The following is a 15,795-nucleotide window of genomic DNA, read 5'->3' on the forward strand; positions in this document are numbered from 1 at the left end:
CTCGCGCCGAACAGACCAAGGTTGGGGGTTTTATCATGAAGAAGTTTTTGCTCGCGCTGACGGCAATGGCGGCGATGACCGGTTCGGCCTCGGCGGCCGACCTTGGGGCCCGCCCCTATGTGAAGGCTCAGGCGCCCGCGCCCGTCCATAGCTGGACCGGCTTCTACATCTTCGGCGGTGGCGGCGGCGGTCTGTGGTCCGCTGACAGCAACATCCAGAGCACCGGTGTTGCTGGAGGGTTCGGTGCCTTCGGGCCTGCCGGCACCGCTCTGACCCGCGATACGCGCCTGGGTGGCAGCGGTTGGTTTGGAACCGTCGGCGCCGGTTACGATTGGCAATTCAACGGCCGCTGGGTGGCCGGCGTGTTTGCTGACGGACAGTTCGGTGACATCAGTGGCTCGCTGAGCGACCCCGCCTTCTGGCAAACCGAAGGCCGCGAAAAGCTTCGCACCAGCTACGCGGCCGGCGCACGGTTAGGCTATCTCGTTGCGCCCAATGTCCTGTCCTACGTCAACGCCGGTTACTCGGGTTCGGAATGGTCCGGCACGTCTCAGACGTTTCTGGGTGTGGGACCGGGCGCCAGTACCGCGACGCAGACGACCACTGGCTCCTTCCACCGCAATGGCTTTTTCGTTGGCGGTGGCGTCGAGAACAACCTCGACATTTTCGGAATTGCTGCGCCCGGCTGGTTCATGAAAACCGAATACCGTTCGGCTTACTATGACCGCATTTCCCGGCCCACGACGTTTGCTCCGGGCAATAACTTCGGCGCGCCGGCGGTGGGTTTGACGGGCACCGCAATTACCTTCAAGCCCTGGGTCCAGACCATCAGCACGTCGCTGGTCTACCGCTTCAACTGAAGCGACCCAACTCCTGAGACAAGTCCAGAGACGTCAAGGCCCCGGCATCGTCCGGGGCTTTTTCGTTGCCGGACTGTCGGCGGCTCACGCTCGCCTTCAGGGATCGGTACGCTCTTCAAGCCGGTTCTCGATCCCCGCCCAGGATCATCTTCCGCACGGACATGGATCCTCCCAGCGACCCTGCATCCGCAGCCATTGTATCCAAACCGAAGCTACGGCTAGTCTGGCGGGAAGTTTTCGTGACAAGCGGCGATCGTTGATGCCGTGGGCCACGACAGAAGCAAACCAACGGGGAGGAATGCATGCGCAGATTTCTGCTGATCGCAGGCCTGTTTGCCCTCGCCGTCGGGCTGCTCTGGATCGGACAGGGAACGGGCACCGTCGCCTGGCCGCGGTCGAGCTTCATGGTCAACCAGTTGCAATGGGCCGGCTACGGCGTAGCCATGGCCGGCTTCGGACTGGTCCTGATCTGGCAGAGCAACCAATAGAAGAAACCAGGGAATACAAATATGACATCCAACCGGTTCGATCTCCGCGGCAAAGTCGCGATCGTCACAGGGGGCAATGGCGGCATCGGTCTTGGCCTCGCCCACGGACTCGCCGATGCCGGCGCCGATATCGCCGTGGTCGGACGTAACGAAACCAAATCGGCCGCTGCCGTTGCCGATCTCAGAGAGCGCGGCGTGAAGGCGATTGCCGTCACCACCGACGTCACCGACAAGGCGGCGGTCGCGGCCATGATCGACCGCGTCGTCAAGGAACTCGGCCGTATCGACATCCTCATCAACAATGCCGGCATGAGCATCCGCAAGCCGCCGCACGAGCTCGAGCTCGACGAGTGGAACAAGGTGATCGACACCAACCTCACCAGCGCCTTCGTGTGCTCGAAGCTGGCCTATCCGGCGCTGAAGGCGTCGGGCAACGGCAAGGTGATCAATATCGGCTCGATGATGTCGATCTTCGGCGCGAGCTTCGACACGCGCGCGTGCGCCAATGCGTGGGCGCCCGACAACATCCAGGTCAACGCCATCCTGCCGGGCTGGATCGACACCGACCTCACCCGCGGTGCGCGGCAGCAGGTCTCGGGACTGCACGAGCGCGTGCTGGCACGCACGCCCGCGGGTCGCTGGGGCGATATCGACGACTTCGCCGGCATCGCCGTGTTCCTCGCCTCGCCCGCCTCGAACTTCGTCACGGGCACCGCGATCCCCGTCGACGGTGGATTCTCCGTGATGGCCTGAAGCCGTCTTGTACCCAAGAAAACTTGCACGCAAAAAAGAAGCCCCGGCGATGCCGGGGCTTTTGAATTTGGCAGTGATCGTCTTTTTTTGCTGATTGGTCGTTCGTTGCTCAGTAGCGGCCGATGACCGGCGCGTCGAACTTGTAGCTCGCGCGCACGACGGCCCACTGGATGTCGCGCGGCTTGGCATCGAAGGTGTAGTTACCCGAGGTGCCGCCGAGCTGATAGGTCTGGCTGCCGAAGGCCGCGTAATTGTACTCGAGGCCGACGATCCAATTGCGGGTGATGCCGTATTCCCAGCCGGCGCCGACGGTCCAGCCGTTGGCCCAGTGGGTCTGACCGCCCGAACCGGTCGCCGGATTCGGAACGTTGTCGACCACCGAGAGACGGTTGTTCACGCCAGCATAGCCGCCCTTGATGTAGAACAAATTGTTCTGCACGGCAAAGCCGGCACGACCGACGACCGTCGCGAGCACGTTTGCGCGCCAGCTGAACTGATCGTCGAGGCCGGCGCCAAACACGGTGTTCGTGATCGAGCCCTTGTTGTCGAGGCCGGAGATCGTGCCCTCCATGCCGAACACGTAGTTGTTGGCCTGCCAGTTGTAGCCGATCTGGGCGCCGCCCATGATGCCCGACTTGCGCTGACGAAAGCCCTCGCCGGGCGAGAGATCGCCGAACGGCGCCCCGGTGCCGTTGTTGATGAACTGCTCGTTGGTCCATGCACCGCCGATATGGCCGCCGACATAGAAACCGGTCCAGTTGAACAGCGGCTCCGCATAGGCGGGCGCCTTCGTGTAGCGCGCACCGAGGTCAGCAGCGGAAGCAGCGCCGGTCGAAACCAGAGCGGTCGTGCAGGCGAAGGCGGCAATCAATTTGTTACGCATGGTACACCCCGTGTCCTTTGATGGGTGCACGGTCACACGCAGGTCTTACTCAAATTTGAATCAAGAAAGTTAAGATGCCGGATTGCCAAGCCGCGCGCCGTGAATCCGTCTGCGCTGTTGCACGCACGCAACGCGCGGCACGCGATTTAACGCCGCGTTATCCCTACCGACCTCCTGCACTACGATGCCGGTGCGGCGTTCGACCGCACGTGCTCGGGCCGCACGCCGAGCGCAATCAGGCGCGCCGGAATGCCCTGGAGCCAGGGCAGCGCAGTGATCAGGCGCACGACCAGCGGCACCTTCAGCGGCCGATCGCCGCCCTGCAGGGCGCCGCTGATGATGTTGTTCTGCACGATCACCTGCATGCGTTGCGTCATCCTCACCGGAAACTCGCGCCTGCGCCGCACGGCATCGAGCTCGTCATCGGAAGGGCAGCCCTGCCGAAGCTTGTCGGCCAGCAGATTGGCGGTCGCGACTGCATCCTGCACGGCGAGATTGACGCCGACGCCGCCGACCGGAGACATCGCATGCGCGGCATCGCCGATGCAAAGCAGGCCCGGCCGGGTCCAGCGCGCCAGGCGGTTGATCGCGACGGTGAGCAGCTTGACGTCGTCAAAGCTCTTCACATCGGCAATGCCGGATCGAAGGATCGGCGCCATGCGCACGACGTCGTCGAGCAGCGCCTGCAATCCCCTCGCCTTCACCGCCTCGTATTGTCCCTTCGCGATGACATAGGCGCACTGCCAATAGTCGCCGCGGTCGAACGTGACCATCATCTTTCCGGGCTCGACGCGCGCAAACAGGTTCTCGGTCTCGTCCGCCTTGCGGCCGACGCGGAACCACAGCACGTCCATCGGCGCGCCGATCTCCTCGACGTGGAGCCCCGCACGCTCGCGCACCGTCGAATGCCGGCCGTCGCAGGCAATGGTGAGATCGGCTTCGATGTCGATCGGCCCCTCCGGCGTCATCGCGCGCACGCCGGCAACGGTCTCGCCGCGGCGGATCAGATCGACGGCTTCCGTATTCATCATCACCTTGAGCGAGGCGAAGCGCTGGCCGGCCTCGCGCAGGAAATTCAGGAAGTCCCATTGCGGCATGAAGGCGATGAACGGGTATTTGGTGTGAAGCCGGCGGAGATCGGCGATCCGCACCGGTGTGCCGCCGAACAGGCCGTCCATCGTCTGCAGGCGCTGGTGCGGCAACTTCAGGAACCCATCGATCAGGCCGAGCTCGTCCATCACCTGGAGCGTCGAAGGATGCACGGTGTCGCCGCGAAAGTCGCGGAAGAAATCCGCGTGCTTCTCCAGCACCACGACGTCGATGCCGGCGCGTCCCAGGAGATAGCCGAGCATCATGCCGGCCGGCCCGCCGCCGACGATGCAACACCGCACTTTCGTCGTTCGGTCCGGTGGCTGGTCAGATGTCATTGCGGCCGCGATGTGAGTTGTCGTCCGGGAGGTTCGGGCCATCGTAGCAACGGTTCGGGTAACCCCGAAGCCAAATTCGGTACCGTTCGGGTGTGACTAAGGATCAGTCATGTTCTGGCAGCGCTCTAGAGGCGCCGAGGCTCCCGTGATCAGTTGTTGCTGCGGTTCGCGGCCCGAAAACTCTTGATTTCGGACACGCTGCCGTCGCGATAGGTCAGTTCCACCGAGACGAACTGCGTAGCCGGGGCAAGCTTCATGTAGAGCGGCATGCCGGCGCTGATCGCGCTGGGATCGCGCATGTCGCAGCCCGGCATCTTCAACACCTGGTTCGGAACGGCGGTGTCGATGCCGATACGCACCTCGCGGATGGCGCAGCGGTAGGACACGAGGTGCGTGTAGTAGACGAGCAGCCCGTTGAACTCGCGGAACGACAGCCAGCTCGTCGCGGTCATGTCGAGGATCTTGCGCTGGTCGCGGATCAGCGCGGCCTCGGGATCGAACCTGATCGGGAATGGCCCATGCATGTCGCCGGATTGATCGACATAGCGGACCTCGATGGTGCCGGCCTGCGCATCCGGCGGCAATTCGATCGACGGGTTCGGCATCCGCTTGCGCGTGCGCGGATCGAGCGTGTCGATGAAGCCGGTCTCGCGGAAATCGCCATTGCCGGCCATGCGCCAGGAAATGCTGAGCGTCGGGTCGGCGAAGGAGAACACCACGCTCCAGCCGCCATTGTGCCGCGAGAAGCTGGCGATCGGCGCGTTGGTGGTTTCCTCCTTCGGCACGCGCGGTACCGACACCGGCGGGAGAGCCGCAAGCTTCTGCGGCGCCGGATCGGCCGGGCGCGCAGCGGCCGTCGCGTCCTTGGCAACGCCGCTCAGGAAGACGTCGTCGACCATCTGGTCGAAATAGACCGGCACCTGCCGGTGCTTGACGGTGTCGGCCGTCTCGCTGACGAGACGGCGGGTGCGCTGCGCCACCTGCACCAGGTTCTCGCCGGGCTGGAGAAGCTCCTTGGCGAAGGTGCGCGTGAACACCGAATTGGGATTGGCGTCGTCGTTGGAGAGACGATCGAGTGCGGTCTGGCGGGGACCTGCGGAGAACACCGAGAACACGCCTTCGGGCAGCTGCACCATCGGCGCGAGGCCGCCGCCGCCGGCGACCGCGCGGGTGCCTTTGCGCTCGAACGGGTTGTTGCGGCAGGCGTCGAACACCAGGATCGACGTGCGCGCCTTCTTGTTCTGAAGGCGCTCGACGATGCGGTCGGCCAGGATGGAAGCGTCGCGCACCAGCTCTTCCTGCCCTTCGGTCGCCGCCGGCACGTCAGTCGGCAGCAGGTAGTTCTGCCCCGCGATCTCGAAGCCGTGGCCGGCGTAGAAGAAGAATGCGGTGTCGCCGGGCTCGATCGCCCTGTCGAACGCGAGCAGCGTCTCGGAGAATTGCTGCCGGCTCTGGTTCTCGGCGACCATCACCGAGAAGCCGAGCTGCTTCAGCGTATCGCCCATGGTGCGGGCGTCGTTGACCGCCTTGAGGAGCTTGGGGACGTTCCTGTAGTCGTTGTTGCCGACGACGAGCGCAACGCGCTTCTCGGCTTGTGCAGGCAGCGCAAAGCCGCTCAGGCTCGCCGCAAGGCCAAGGGCCGCCAGAATTCTGAAAAGCCGACGCGTCATCGTAAAATTCCCGTTGTAGAACGGCGCTCCGCCGGGACCCCCTCGAGCAGCGATTCATGGGAACCCTCTGCCGTTGATGATAGTCGGTCCAGCCATGTCGACGGTTCAACACCGATAGCCCTCGGGTTCCGTCATCAGCACTATGGCAGATTCCTCCGGAATCTGCTTTTTTCTAGGGCAGTTGCGCTGCAAGCGGGGGCTGCCGTGTATCGATGGTGTACTGACGAGGTCGAGTCGCATGACCGGTTCGACTATTGGCGCGAGGTCCGGTCCAAGGGCCTGTTCGGCGTCACCGCTGAACTCGAGCGCGAACGCCGTGCGGACTTCTACGGCGAATTCTCGCTGCGCCAGCTCGGCGGCGGTGGCCTCGTCGAGCTGAAGGCCTCGCACTACACGGTCGAGCGCAGCAACTCCGACATCGCCTACGCGCCCGGCGACAGCATCTGCGTCTACCAGCAGCTCGGCAGCGGCGGCTGGTTCGGCGGCATGCGCGCGAGCGACTTTGCGATCGCCAACGGCAGCTTTGCCACCAGCCATACCGACCAGCCCTATCGTACCGCGCCGCTCGGCGCAGGCGGCTTCCACCTGCGCATCCTGAAGATCCCCGTGAGCAGCCTCTCCACGCAGGACAGGCGCATGCGCGAGCTTGCGCCCCGGACGTTCGGCGATCCCGGCCTGGCGCCCCTGCTCGGCGCCTGCTTCGCCGACCTCGATGAGGCCGCCGCGGGTGATGACGGTGCCACTGATGCGACCTCAGTCGCCCAGGCCTCCTTGGATCAAGCCTCCCTGGATCAGGCCTCGCTCGTCCAGGCCTTGGCCCATCTGGCCCTGATCGAGCGCGGCATCGTGCGGCCCGGCAGCCGCCGTGGGCAGGCCGCGCTGCGGACCGCCCGGCTCTCGCAGTCGCGTCGCCTGATCGCGCGCCACCTGCAGGACCCCGATCTGGCGCCGGCGATGGTGGCCGACCAGCTCGGCGTGTCCGTGCGTCACCTGCACATGCTGTTCGAAACCGCAGCGAAGAGCTTTTCGCAGACCGTGACCGATGAACGCCTGAAACAGAGCCGCCGCCTGATGCGCGAGGCGCCGGACCGGCTGATCGCCGACATCGCGACCTCCTGCGGCTTCGAGAGCCTGGCGACCTATTACCGGGTCTTCAACGCCGCCTACGGAATGGCCCCCGGCGATTTCCGGGCGCAGGGCCCGGAAGGGCGTTAGCCGTCCCTCCGGCCGCTATCGCCCGGTTAACGGTGGAAGCGGAAAAGCCCAACCGGGCCCGCTATTTGGGCAAAAACCTCAGGTTTTTTAGGGTCTTCCCGCGCCCGCTCCATTGACTTTGGCCGATTCCCGCCTATGTTCCGGGGCGACGCGGCTCAGATCGAAGACCGATTCTTGAGCCTTGCGCTTTGTTCGCGTGAGTCAGCACCCCCAGCTTCTTTGAGAGCGCGCCGTTTCGGGGTGGAACGCGACAGCCTTAATTACCCTCGATTCCGAACGGCGGTTTCGACCAGAGGCTCAATGTCCTTTTCAAATCTCGGACTGTCCGAAAAAGTCCTCGCCGCAGTGGCGGCCACCGGTTACACCACCCCCACCCCCATTCAGGAACAGGCGATCCCCCACGTCCTCGCACGCAAGGATGTGCTCGGCATCGCCCAGACCGGCACCGGCAAGACCGCGGCCTTCGTGCTGCCGATGCTCACCATCCTCGAAAAGGGTCGCGCCCGCGCGCGCATGCCGCGCACGCTGATCCTGGAGCCGACCCGCGAGCTCGCGGCGCAGGTGAAGGAAAACTTCGACCGCTACGGCGCCGGCCAGAAGCTCAACGTCGCCCTGCTGATCGGCGGCGTCTCCTTCGGCGACCAGGATGCCAAGCTGACGCGCGGCGTCGACGTGCTGATCGCAACCCCCGGCCGCCTGCTCGACCACACCGAGCGCGGCGGCCTCCTGCTCACCGGCGTCGAGCTGCTCGTCATCGACGAAGCCGACCGCATGTTGGACATGGGCTTCATTCCCGACATCGAGCGCGTCTGCAAGCTGGTCCCGTTCACACGGCAGACCCTGTTCTTCACCGCGACCATGCCGCCGGAAATCCGGCGTATCACCGAAACCTTCCTGCATAATCCGCAGAAGGTCGAGGTCTCCAAGCCCGCCACCACCGCCGTGACAGTCACGCAGTCACAGGTGCCCGCGGGGCGCGAGGCGCATGAGAAGCGCGAATTGCTTCGCCGCCTGCTGCGCGAGGCCAAGGATCTCAAGAACGCGATCATCTTCTGTAATCGCAAGCGCGAGGTCGCGATCGTTCATAAATCGCTCCAGAAGCACGGCTTCAGCGTCGGCGCCTTGCACGGCGACATGGACCAGCCGGCCCGCATGGCGGCGCTCGAACAATTCCGCAAGGGTGAGCTGCCGCTGCTGGTCGCATCCGACGTCGCCGCCCGCGGCCTCGACATTCCCGAGGTCAGCCACGTCTTCAATTTCGACGTCCCCCATCATCCGGACGACTACGTCCATCGCGTCGGCCGCACCGGCCGTGCTGGCCGCACCGGTACCGCGATCTCGATCGTGACGCCGCTCGACCAGAAGTCGATGGTGGCGATCGAGAAGCTGATCGGCCAGAACATTCCGCGCGCCGAGGGCGATTACGAGATCCACGCTGAAGCTGGCGATGCGACCGAGCGCCCGCGCGAGCAGCGCGGCCGCGAGCGTTCGCGCGGCGGACGCGCCAAGCCGCAGCGCGGCGGTCGCGACCGTGAGCGCAGCCACGAGCCGCGCGAACCGCGTGGCGAGACAAGACACGCTTCCGAACCAAGGCCTTCGGCCGAAGCACGGCCCGCGCCCGAGGCGAGGCCCGCACGCGAGCCAAGGCCTCCGCGTGAAGCCAGGCCGTCATCCGAACCGCGTCATGGCTCGCGCCAGCAGGCCAGTGCGTCGCATGTGCCGTCGATCGGCCGCCCCGAGCCGCGCCGCCAGCGCGAGGCCGATACCGAGCCCGGCGATCACTCGCACCTTCCGGCGTTTCTGCTCCGGCCAGTGCGTTCTCCCGCCGGCGCCTGACGCGCCGGCGCGATTCAGCTTCGGTTGAAAAGCGCCGCCTCACACTTTTTCTGATGCATTCGCGAACCTCTGTTTACAGAGCGTTCATGATCGTCCGTTAGCCTACGAACATAATTTAAAGCATTGCTGCGGTCGATGGCGCACCGACCGCTGTGGGGTATGTTCAGTGGTCAAGGTGCTCGACGAACACGAACGCACGATGGCGTTCGCCGAAGTTGCTCTCGGTCAGATCCGTTCGCTTCGACAGACCGCAATTCCCCGCAATTACGAGATCTGGTACGTCTACGCCACCGGCTATAACGCACCGCTCAACAAGATCATCAACGAGACGCTTGCGCGCCACGGCAAGCTGACCGAAGGCGATCTCGAGCAGATCTACGAGACCTATCTTTCCCACATCAAGACCACCGACCGCATCGACAAGGTCGGCGCGCGCGTCATCGGCGAGATCGACGACGTGATGACGGTGCTGAGCGAGGCGCTCGGGATGACCGGCTCCTACGATGCCAGCCTGTCGGGCGCGACCGAGCGACTGTCGGCGGCCAAGAACCGCGACCAGATCAAGTCGATCGTCGAGACGCTGCTGCGTTCGACCAGCGAGATGCGCGAGACCAACAAGGCGCTGGAAGACCGGCTGACCCTGTCCAAGAACGAGATCAGCAATCTCCAGCAGAGCCTGGAGGCGATCCGCGCCGAGAGCCTGACCGATCCGCTGACGGGATTGGGCAATCGCAAATATTTCGATCGCATGATCGGCATGGCCGTGCAGAGCGCGCTCGCCTCGGGCGAGCCGCTGTCGCTGCTGCTGTTCGACATCGATCATTTCAAATCGTTCAACGATTCCTACGGCCATCTCACCGGCGACCAGGTGTTGCGGCTGGTCGGCCTGTCCATGAAGCAGACCATCAAGGGACAGGACATCACCGCGCGCTATGGCGGCGAGGAATTCGCGGTCCTGCTGCCCAACACGGCGCTGCGCCAAGCCCTCACCGTTGCAGATCACATCCGCCGCGCCGTGATGGCGAAGGAATTGAAGAAGAAATCGACCGGCGAGATACTCGGCCGCGTCACCATCTCCGTCGGCGTCTCCATGCTCAAGCAGGGCGACGACCCCGACGCGCTGATCGAACGTGCGGATGCCTGCCTCTATGCCGCCAAGCGCAACGGCCGCAACCGCGTGATCTGCGAGGCCGATCCGGAGTTCGCGATCGAGTCGCACAGCCGGGTGGCCTGACGCCGAAGCAGTGCGCCGAAGAGACGGCCGGCGCTTGACATTCCAACCCGCCGAACGACATCTTCCCCGCCGCCCGACTGCGAGCGTCGAGAGGATTTGTCGTCTTGCCCAATCCCCATGACTTTCACACACCGCAACCGTCCTACACCAGGGACGAACTGCTGAGATCGAGCGACGGCGGCTATTTCGGCCCGGGCAACGCGCAATTGCCGGCCCCTCCGATGCTCATGATGGATCGCATCACCGAGATCAGCCTGGACGGCGGCGCGTTCGGCAAGGGCCACATCGTCGGCGAGCTCGATATTGTCCCCGGCCACTGGTTCTTCGACTGCCACTATCGTGGTGACGCAATGATGCCGGGAAGTCTCGGCCTGGATGCGATGTGGCAGATGATCGGCTACTGGCTCGGCTGGTCGGGCTCACCGGGCAAGGGCCGCGCCATCGGCGTCGGCGAGGTCGACGTCACGGGATCGATCACGCCCGGCACGGGCTGCGTGCGCTACGAGGTCGCCATGCGCATGGTCCGCCGCGGCAAGCTGGTGCTCGGAATTGCCGACGGTCGCGTGCTTGCCGACGGCACCTGCGTCTTCATGGCCAAGGATATGAGGGTCGGACTGACCAAGGCGGTGGACTGAACCTAACGGTGGGCACGCTTCGCTTTGCCCACCCTACGTACCGCCTTCTTGGTTGCTTGTTTCTTCGCCGGCGGCCTCTTCACGACCTTCTTCGCCGCCGCCTTCTTCCCCTTCGGCCGCTTCTTCACCTTGGCGCGCTGGGCGGCGGCAAGCGCTGCCCTCGCCCATTGCGCAAGCTCCTCGGAATCGTCGAACAGGCGCGCCGGCAATTCCCAATAGGAATTCACCAGCACGGTCTTGGCGCGGGTCGAATACTGGAACGGCTTCGAGCCTTCCGCTTCAAAGTCCGGGATGGTGACCTCGTCGGCACGGAAGAACAGGCCCGCGCGCAAGGCGAGCGCGAAGTTGATGCCGTCGGCGGAGATGCCGTAGCCGGAGAACATCTTTCGGATGGCGACGGGGCCGAAATCGGCGAACAGGTCGATCAGGAATTCGCGGTCCATAGCCAAGCTGTCTCCCCAAGGTCGTCCCCGCGAACGCGGGGACCCATAACCACAGGGAGCAGTTTAGCGAAGACTACCAGCCAGGAAAGCTTGGTACTGATACCGAGCGTCATCGCCAGATCACGCGGTATGGGTCCCCGCGTTCGCGGGACGACAGCGGCTTACCCGTCGATCTTCGCGGGCCGCAGCTCGACCGACTCGCCGCAGCCGCAGGCGGAGACCTGGTTGGGGTTGTTGAAGACGAACTGGGCCTGCATCTTGTCGGCCTTGTAGTCCATCTCGGTACCGAGCAGGAACAGCACGGCCTTGGGATCGACCAGGATCTTGACGCCCTTGTCCTCGACGACCTCGTCGGTCGGGCGGACATCATGGGCGTATTCGACAGTGTAGGACTGACCGGCGCAGCCGCCGTTCTTCACGCCGACGCGCAGACCCACGATCTCGGAATCGGCGCGTTGGGTCAGCTCGCTGATGCGCTGGGCCGCGGCATCCGTCAGCCGCATCACCTGCGGGCGCGGCCGCCGGGGCTTTGGTGTCGAAGCTGGTGTTGCCTGGGTCATGTTATCCATGTGGTCCGTTGCGAAGCGAATTCAATCCGAGCTGAGACTGTCACCACATGTTGAGCACGAGGCGGGCCTCGTCGCTCATGCGTTCCGGCGACCACGGCGGCTCCCAGACAACCTTGACGTCGACCACGCCGACGCCGGGGACGCTGGCGACCGCGTTCTCGACCATGGTCGGCAGCTCGCCGGCGGCCGGGCAGTTCGGCGTCGTCAGCGTCATCTGGACGTCGACCGAGCGATCGTCCTTGATCTCGACCTTGTAGATCAGGCCGAGCTCGTAGATGTCGGCCGGGATCTCCGGATCGAACACGGTCTTGAGGCCCGCGATGATCTCGGTGGTGAGACGCTCGGTCTCCTCAGGCGGCAGCGCCGACTGGGTCTCCATCGGATTGGCTTTGATTTCGGCCGTGTCACTCATGCGAACAAATCCCGCGCCTTCAACAGCGCCTGTGCCAGATGATCGACTTCTTCCCGCGTATTATACATGCCGAACGACGCCCGGCAGGTGGCAGTCACGTTGAACCGCTCTAAAAGCGGCATCACGCAATGGGTGCCGGCGCGCACGGCGATGCCCTGGCGGTCGATCACGGTGGCGACGTCGTGGGCGTGGGCGCCCTTGAGTTCAAAGGAGATCACCGGGCCCTTGCCCCGGGCGGTGCCGATCAGCCGCAGCGAGTTGATCTCGCGCAGCCGGTCCTGGGCATAGGTGGTGAGATCGTGCTCGTAGGCGGCGATGCGCTCCTTGCCGATCGAATTGACGTAGTCGATGGCCGCGCCAAGGCCCACGGCCTCGACGATCGCGGGCGTGCCCGCCTCGAACTTGTGCGGGGGATCGCCATAGGTGACGATGTCGCGCGAGACCTCGCGGATCATCTCGCCGCCGCCGTTATAGGGCCGCATCGCGACGAGGTGGTCGTACTTGGCCCAGAGGATGCCGATGCCGGTCGGCCCGTAGACCTTGTGGCCGGTAAAGACGTAGAAATCGCAGCCGAGATCCTGGACGTCGACAGGCAGATGCACCGCCCCCTGGCTGCCGTCGACCAGCACGGGAATGCCGCGCGCATGCGCGATCTTCACAACGTCCTTGATCGGGACAATGGTGCCGAGCGCGTTCGACATCTGCGTGATCGCGACCAGCTTGGTCTTCGCGGTCAGCAGCTTCTCGAACTCGTCGATGAGGAAGTTACCCTCGTCGTCAACCGGCGCCCACTTGATCACGGCGCCATGGCGTTCCCTGAGGAAATGCCACGGCACGATGTTGGAGTGGTGCTCCATGATCGAGATGACGATCTCGTCGCCTTCCCCAACGTTCGGCTCGCCCCAGGACGACGCGACCAGATTGATCGCCTCCGTCGCGTTGCGGGTGAAGATGACCTCTTCGGTCCGCTGCGCGTTGATGAACTGCGCAACCTTGCTGCGACCGCCCTCATAGGCCTCGGTGGCGGCATTGGCGAGGTAATGCAGGCCGCGATGCACGTTGGCGTATTCGGACGTATAGGCCTGCGTCATGCGGTCGAGCACGGCGCTCGGCTTCTGCGCCGAGGCGGCGTTGTCGAGATAGACCAGCGGCTTGCCGTAGACCTGCATGGCGAGCGCCGGAAAATCCTGGCGCACGCGTGCGACGTCGTAGGCACCGTTCTTGACTGCGGGATGCATGCTCATTGGCGCCGCTCCAGCCAGCGCTCGGCGATACCGATCACGTGCTCGCGCAAACCGTCATCGGCGATCTGCTCGATCGCTTCGCCCACGAAAGCCTGGATCAGCAGCGCCTGGGCCTGCTTCTCCGGCAGACCGCGCGCCTTCAGATAGAACAGCAGGCTGTCGTCGAGCGCGCCGGCAGTGGCGCCGTGGCCGCAGGAGACGTCATCGGCGAAGATCTCGAGCTCGGGCTTGTTGTCGGCCTCGGCTTCGTCCGAAAGCAGCAGCGCCCGGGTCATCATCTTGCCGTCGGTCTTCTGCGCATCGGGACGGACGATGATACGGCCCTGGAACACCGAATGGGCGCGATCGTCGATCACGGCGCGGAAGACCTCGCGGCTGACGCAGTTCGGCACGGCATGATCGACCACCAGCGTGGTGTCGCCGTGCTCGGTCTTCTGGAGCAGGTTCACGCCGTTGATGGAGAGATCGCTGCCCTCGCCTGCCAGCGTGATGAAGCCCTGGAGGCGGCTGACGGCAGCGCCAGTCGTCATGTTGAAGAAATTGAGTTTCGTGTTCGCGCCGACCGTGACGAATTGCGAGGTCACGTTCACCGCGTCGGGCGCATCGTCCAACAGGCGGATATGCGCGACGTCGGCATTGTCGCCGACCGAGACGATGACGGCGTCGTTGACCTGGTAGGCCTTGGCACCGGCCGCCACAAAGCTCTCGATGATAGTGGCGCGAGCGCCGTTCCCGACCGCGATCTGCGAACGGCTGAAAGCCGACGCGGACGAAGCGGTCGCGATGTGGATGATCTGGATCGGCGCGGACAGCTGCGCGCCGTCGGCGATCGACAATACGACGCCGTCGGTTGCCAGCGCCGCATTCAGTGCGATCACGGCATCGGTGGCCGCGGCCTCCAGGAGACCTGCGTCCTTCTCCAGCGCTTCCCGCAACGTCCTGAGGCCCGCCTCGGAGGCAAGCGCCTTGACGTCGGAGAGATCGGCTACGAACACGCCGTCGACCAGCACCAGCTTGCGGGCGCCTGCGATTGCATGCGCCTTTATCGCGTCAGCTGCACGCTTCAACGCGGCCGCATCGGGGCTGGCCGCTAGCGGCAGCACCTCGCCGACCAGCGCACGCAGGTCGGTGTATTTCCATTCCTCGATCCGGCGATGCGGCAGGCCGAGACGCTCATAGGTCTCGAACGCCTCGCGGCGTACCGCGATCACAGAAGGCGAACCCGGCAGACGGCCTTCGGCGCTGGCGAAGAGATCGCTCACCGCACGGCCGTTTCCGGTCTTTGCCACAGCAACGTTCATCGCAAAATTCCTTACGCGGCATCCTCGAACTGGGCGTAACCGGACGCTTCCAGCTCCAACGCCAATTCCTTGCCGCCGCTCTTCACGACACGGCCCTTCGACATCACGTGCACGACGTCGGGCACGATGTAGTTCAGCAGCCGCTGATAATGGGTGATGACGACCATGGCGCGCTTGGGCGAGCGCAGCGCGTTGACGCCGTCGGCCGCAATGCGCAGCGCGTCGATGTCGAGGCCCGAATCCATCTCGTCGAGGATGCACAGGCTCGGCTCGAACAGCGCCATCTGCAGCACCTCGTTGCGCTTCTTCTCGCCGCCGGAGAAGCCGACATTGACGCCGCGCTTGAGCATGTCCTGCGGGATGTTCAGCGACTTCGAGACCTCGCGGACCTTCCTCAGGAAGTCCGGGGTCGAATATTCGCTCTCGCCGCGCGCCTTGCGCTGCGCGTTCAGTGCGGTGCGCAGGAAGGTCATGGTGGCGACGCCGGGAATCTCGACCGGATACTGGAACGCCAGGAACACGCCCTTCGCGGCGCGCTCGTTGGGGTCCATCTCCAGCAGGTCCTCGCCCTTGAACAGGATCTGGCCGTCGGTGACCTCATAGCCGGGCTTGCCGGCGATGACGTGGGAGAGCGTCGATTTGCCGGAGCCGTTCGGCCCCATGATCGCGTGAACCTCGCCCTCGTTCACGGTCAGCGTCAGCCCGTGGAGGATCTCACGCTCCTCGACACGAACCTTCAAATCCTTCACTTCAAGCAAAGCCATCTTGGTGTCCAGTCCATTCAAATGATGCATGGAGCGCCGTAGCGCACCGCGAGGGCCGGCG

16 protein-coding genes are annotated in these 15,795 nt (G+C 64.6%); 7 read left to right on the forward strand and 9 right to left on the reverse strand.

The genetic code is table 11. The features are described 5' to 3' along the window. Positions 1-35: 35 nt before the first annotated feature. From OWC48_RS07860 to OWC48_RS07870, 3 genes are all read left to right on the forward strand, one after another. Positions 36-860, forward strand: a complete 825-nt coding sequence (locus OWC48_RS07860; protein ID WP_282519449.1) for an outer membrane protein — start codon at positions 36-38, stop codon at positions 858-860. A 302-nt stretch (positions 861-1,162) separates the two neighbouring features. Continuing rightward, positions 1,163-1,348 (forward strand): hypothetical protein, encoded by a 186-nt coding sequence (locus tag OWC48_RS07865; protein ID WP_248883202.1) that lies wholly within the window; start codon positions 1,163-1,165, stop codon positions 1,346-1,348. 21 nt (positions 1,349-1,369) lie between these two features. Next, positions 1,370-2,101, forward strand: coding sequence for an SDR family NAD(P)-dependent oxidoreductase (locus tag OWC48_RS07870; RefSeq protein ID WP_282519450.1), 732 nt, complete (start codon positions 1,370-1,372; stop codon positions 2,099-2,101). A gap of 109 nt (positions 2,102-2,210) precedes the next feature. Here OWC48_RS07870 and OWC48_RS07875 read toward each other — a convergent pair whose 3' ends face one another. The 3 genes from OWC48_RS07875 to OWC48_RS07885 all read right to left on the reverse strand — a co-directional run bounded on the left by OWC48_RS07875 (position 2,211) and on the right by OWC48_RS07885 (position 6,081). Next, on the reverse strand, positions 2,211-2,984 hold the full coding sequence (locus OWC48_RS07875) for an outer membrane protein (RefSeq protein WP_282519451.1): 774 nt from the start codon (positions 2,982-2,984) through the stop codon (positions 2,211-2,213). Positions 2,985-3,163: 179 nt separating this feature from the next. After that, positions 3,164-4,411 (reverse strand): FAD-dependent oxidoreductase, encoded by a 1,248-nt coding sequence (locus OWC48_RS07880; protein WP_282519452.1) that lies wholly within the window; start codon positions 4,409-4,411, stop codon positions 3,164-3,166. Between the two features lie 149 nt (positions 4,412-4,560). Next, the gene (locus OWC48_RS07885) at positions 4,561-6,081 is read right to left on the reverse strand and encodes a caspase family protein (RefSeq protein ID WP_282519453.1); all 1,521 of its coding nucleotides are present in this window, start codon (positions 6,079-6,081) and stop codon (positions 4,561-4,563) included. Between the two features lie 204 nt (positions 6,082-6,285). Here OWC48_RS07885 and OWC48_RS07890 point away from each other — a divergent pair, with 204 nt between their 5' ends. The 4 genes from OWC48_RS07890 to fabA all read left to right on the forward strand — a co-directional run bounded on the left by OWC48_RS07890 (position 6,286) and on the right by fabA (position 11,001). Beyond that, positions 6,286-7,296, forward strand: a complete 1,011-nt coding sequence (locus OWC48_RS07890) for an AraC family transcriptional regulator (RefSeq protein ID WP_282519454.1) — start codon at positions 6,286-6,288, stop codon at positions 7,294-7,296. A gap of 300 nt (positions 7,297-7,596) precedes the next feature. After that, positions 7,597-9,132, forward strand: coding sequence for a DEAD/DEAH box helicase (locus OWC48_RS07895; protein WP_282519455.1), 1,536 nt, complete (start codon positions 7,597-7,599; stop codon positions 9,130-9,132). A 166-nt stretch (positions 9,133-9,298) separates the two neighbouring features. Beyond that, positions 9,299-10,366, forward strand: coding sequence for a GGDEF domain-containing protein (locus tag OWC48_RS07900; protein ID WP_282519456.1), 1,068 nt, complete (start codon positions 9,299-9,301; stop codon positions 10,364-10,366). 104 nt (positions 10,367-10,470) lie between these two features. Then, on the forward strand, positions 10,471-11,001 hold the full coding sequence (gene fabA / locus OWC48_RS07905; protein WP_282519457.1) for a bifunctional 3-hydroxydecanoyl-ACP dehydratase/trans-2-decenoyl-ACP isomerase: 531 nt from the start codon (positions 10,471-10,473) through the stop codon (positions 10,999-11,001). A 2-nt stretch (positions 11,002-11,003) separates the two neighbouring features. Here fabA and OWC48_RS07910 read toward each other — a convergent pair whose 3' ends face one another. From OWC48_RS07910 to sufC, 6 genes are all read right to left on the reverse strand, one after another. After that, positions 11,004-11,444: a TfoX/Sxy family protein gene (locus OWC48_RS07910; RefSeq protein WP_282519593.1), complete on the reverse strand. Its 441-nt coding sequence runs from the start codon at positions 11,442-11,444 to the stop codon at positions 11,004-11,006. A 161-nt stretch (positions 11,445-11,605) separates the two neighbouring features. Continuing rightward, positions 11,606-12,013, reverse strand: a complete 408-nt coding sequence (locus tag OWC48_RS07915) for a HesB/IscA family protein (RefSeq protein WP_404979717.1) — start codon at positions 12,011-12,013, stop codon at positions 11,606-11,608. Between the two features lie 40 nt (positions 12,014-12,053). Further along, entirely contained in the window at positions 12,054-12,425 is a 372-nt protein-coding gene (locus OWC48_RS07920) for an SUF system Fe-S cluster assembly protein (protein WP_008558582.1), read from the reverse strand. After that, the gene (locus tag OWC48_RS07925) at positions 12,422-13,669 is read right to left on the reverse strand and encodes a cysteine desulfurase (RefSeq protein WP_282519458.1); all 1,248 of its coding nucleotides are present in this window, start codon (positions 13,667-13,669) and stop codon (positions 12,422-12,424) included. Before OWC48_RS07925 ends, OWC48_RS07920 begins: the two co-directional genes overlap by 4 nt. Then, positions 13,666-14,970, reverse strand: a complete 1,305-nt coding sequence (gene sufD, locus OWC48_RS07930; protein ID WP_282519459.1) for a Fe-S cluster assembly protein SufD — start codon at positions 14,968-14,970, stop codon at positions 13,666-13,668. Before sufD ends, OWC48_RS07925 begins: the two co-directional genes overlap by 4 nt. Positions 14,971-14,981: 11 nt before the next feature. After that, entirely contained in the window at positions 14,982-15,734 is a 753-nt protein-coding gene (sufC, locus tag OWC48_RS07935) for a Fe-S cluster assembly ATPase SufC (protein ID WP_212483961.1), read from the reverse strand. Between the last annotated feature and the right edge of the window lie 61 nt (positions 15,735-15,795).

The sequence above is a fragment of the Bradyrhizobium sp. Arg816 genome, from assembly GCF_029989365.1.
Classification (GTDB): domain Bacteria; phylum Pseudomonadota; class Alphaproteobacteria; order Rhizobiales; family Xanthobacteraceae; genus Bradyrhizobium.

Bases quoted from the DNA above. Each gene is read 5' to 3' on its own strand.
- OWC48_RS07910 (WP_282519593.1), bottom strand. From the start codon at position 11,444: ATGGACCGCGAATTCCTGATCGACCTGTTCGCCGATTTCGGCCCCGTC.
- sufD (WP_282519459.1), bottom strand. From the start codon at position 14,970: ATGAACGTTGCTGTGGCAAAGACCGGAAACGGCCGTGCGGTGAGCGAT.
- OWC48_RS07895 (WP_282519455.1), top strand. From the start codon at position 7,597: ATGTCCTTTTCAAATCTCGGACTGTCCGAAAAAGTCCTCGCCGCAGTG.
- OWC48_RS07920 (WP_008558582.1), bottom strand. From the start codon at position 12,425: ATGAGTGACACGGCCGAAATCAAAGCCAATCCGATGGAGACCCAGTCG.
- OWC48_RS07870 (WP_282519450.1), top strand. From the start codon at position 1,370: ATGACATCCAACCGGTTCGATCTCCGCGGCAAAGTCGCGATCGTCACA.
- sufC (WP_212483961.1), bottom strand. From the start codon at position 15,734: ATGGCTTTGCTTGAAGTGAAGGATTTGAAGGTTCGTGTCGAGGAGCGT.
- OWC48_RS07915 (WP_404979717.1), bottom strand. From the start codon at position 12,013: ATGGATAACATGACCCAGGCAACACCAGCTTCGACACCAAAGCCCCGG.
- OWC48_RS07875 (WP_282519451.1), bottom strand. From the start codon at position 2,984: ATGCGTAACAAATTGATTGCCGCCTTCGCCTGCACGACCGCTCTGGTT.
- OWC48_RS07925 (WP_282519458.1), bottom strand. From the start codon at position 13,669: ATGAGCATGCATCCCGCAGTCAAGAACGGTGCCTACGACGTCGCACGC.
- OWC48_RS07865 (WP_248883202.1), top strand. From the start codon at position 1,163: ATGCGCAGATTTCTGCTGATCGCAGGCCTGTTTGCCCTCGCCGTCGGG.
- OWC48_RS07860 (WP_282519449.1), top strand. From the start codon at position 36: ATGAAGAAGTTTTTGCTCGCGCTGACGGCAATGGCGGCGATGACCGGT.
- OWC48_RS07885 (WP_282519453.1), bottom strand. From the start codon at position 6,081: ATGACGCGTCGGCTTTTCAGAATTCTGGCGGCCCTTGGCCTTGCGGCG.
- OWC48_RS07880 (WP_282519452.1), bottom strand. From the start codon at position 4,411: ATGACATCTGACCAGCCACCGGACCGAACGACGAAAGTGCGGTGTTGC.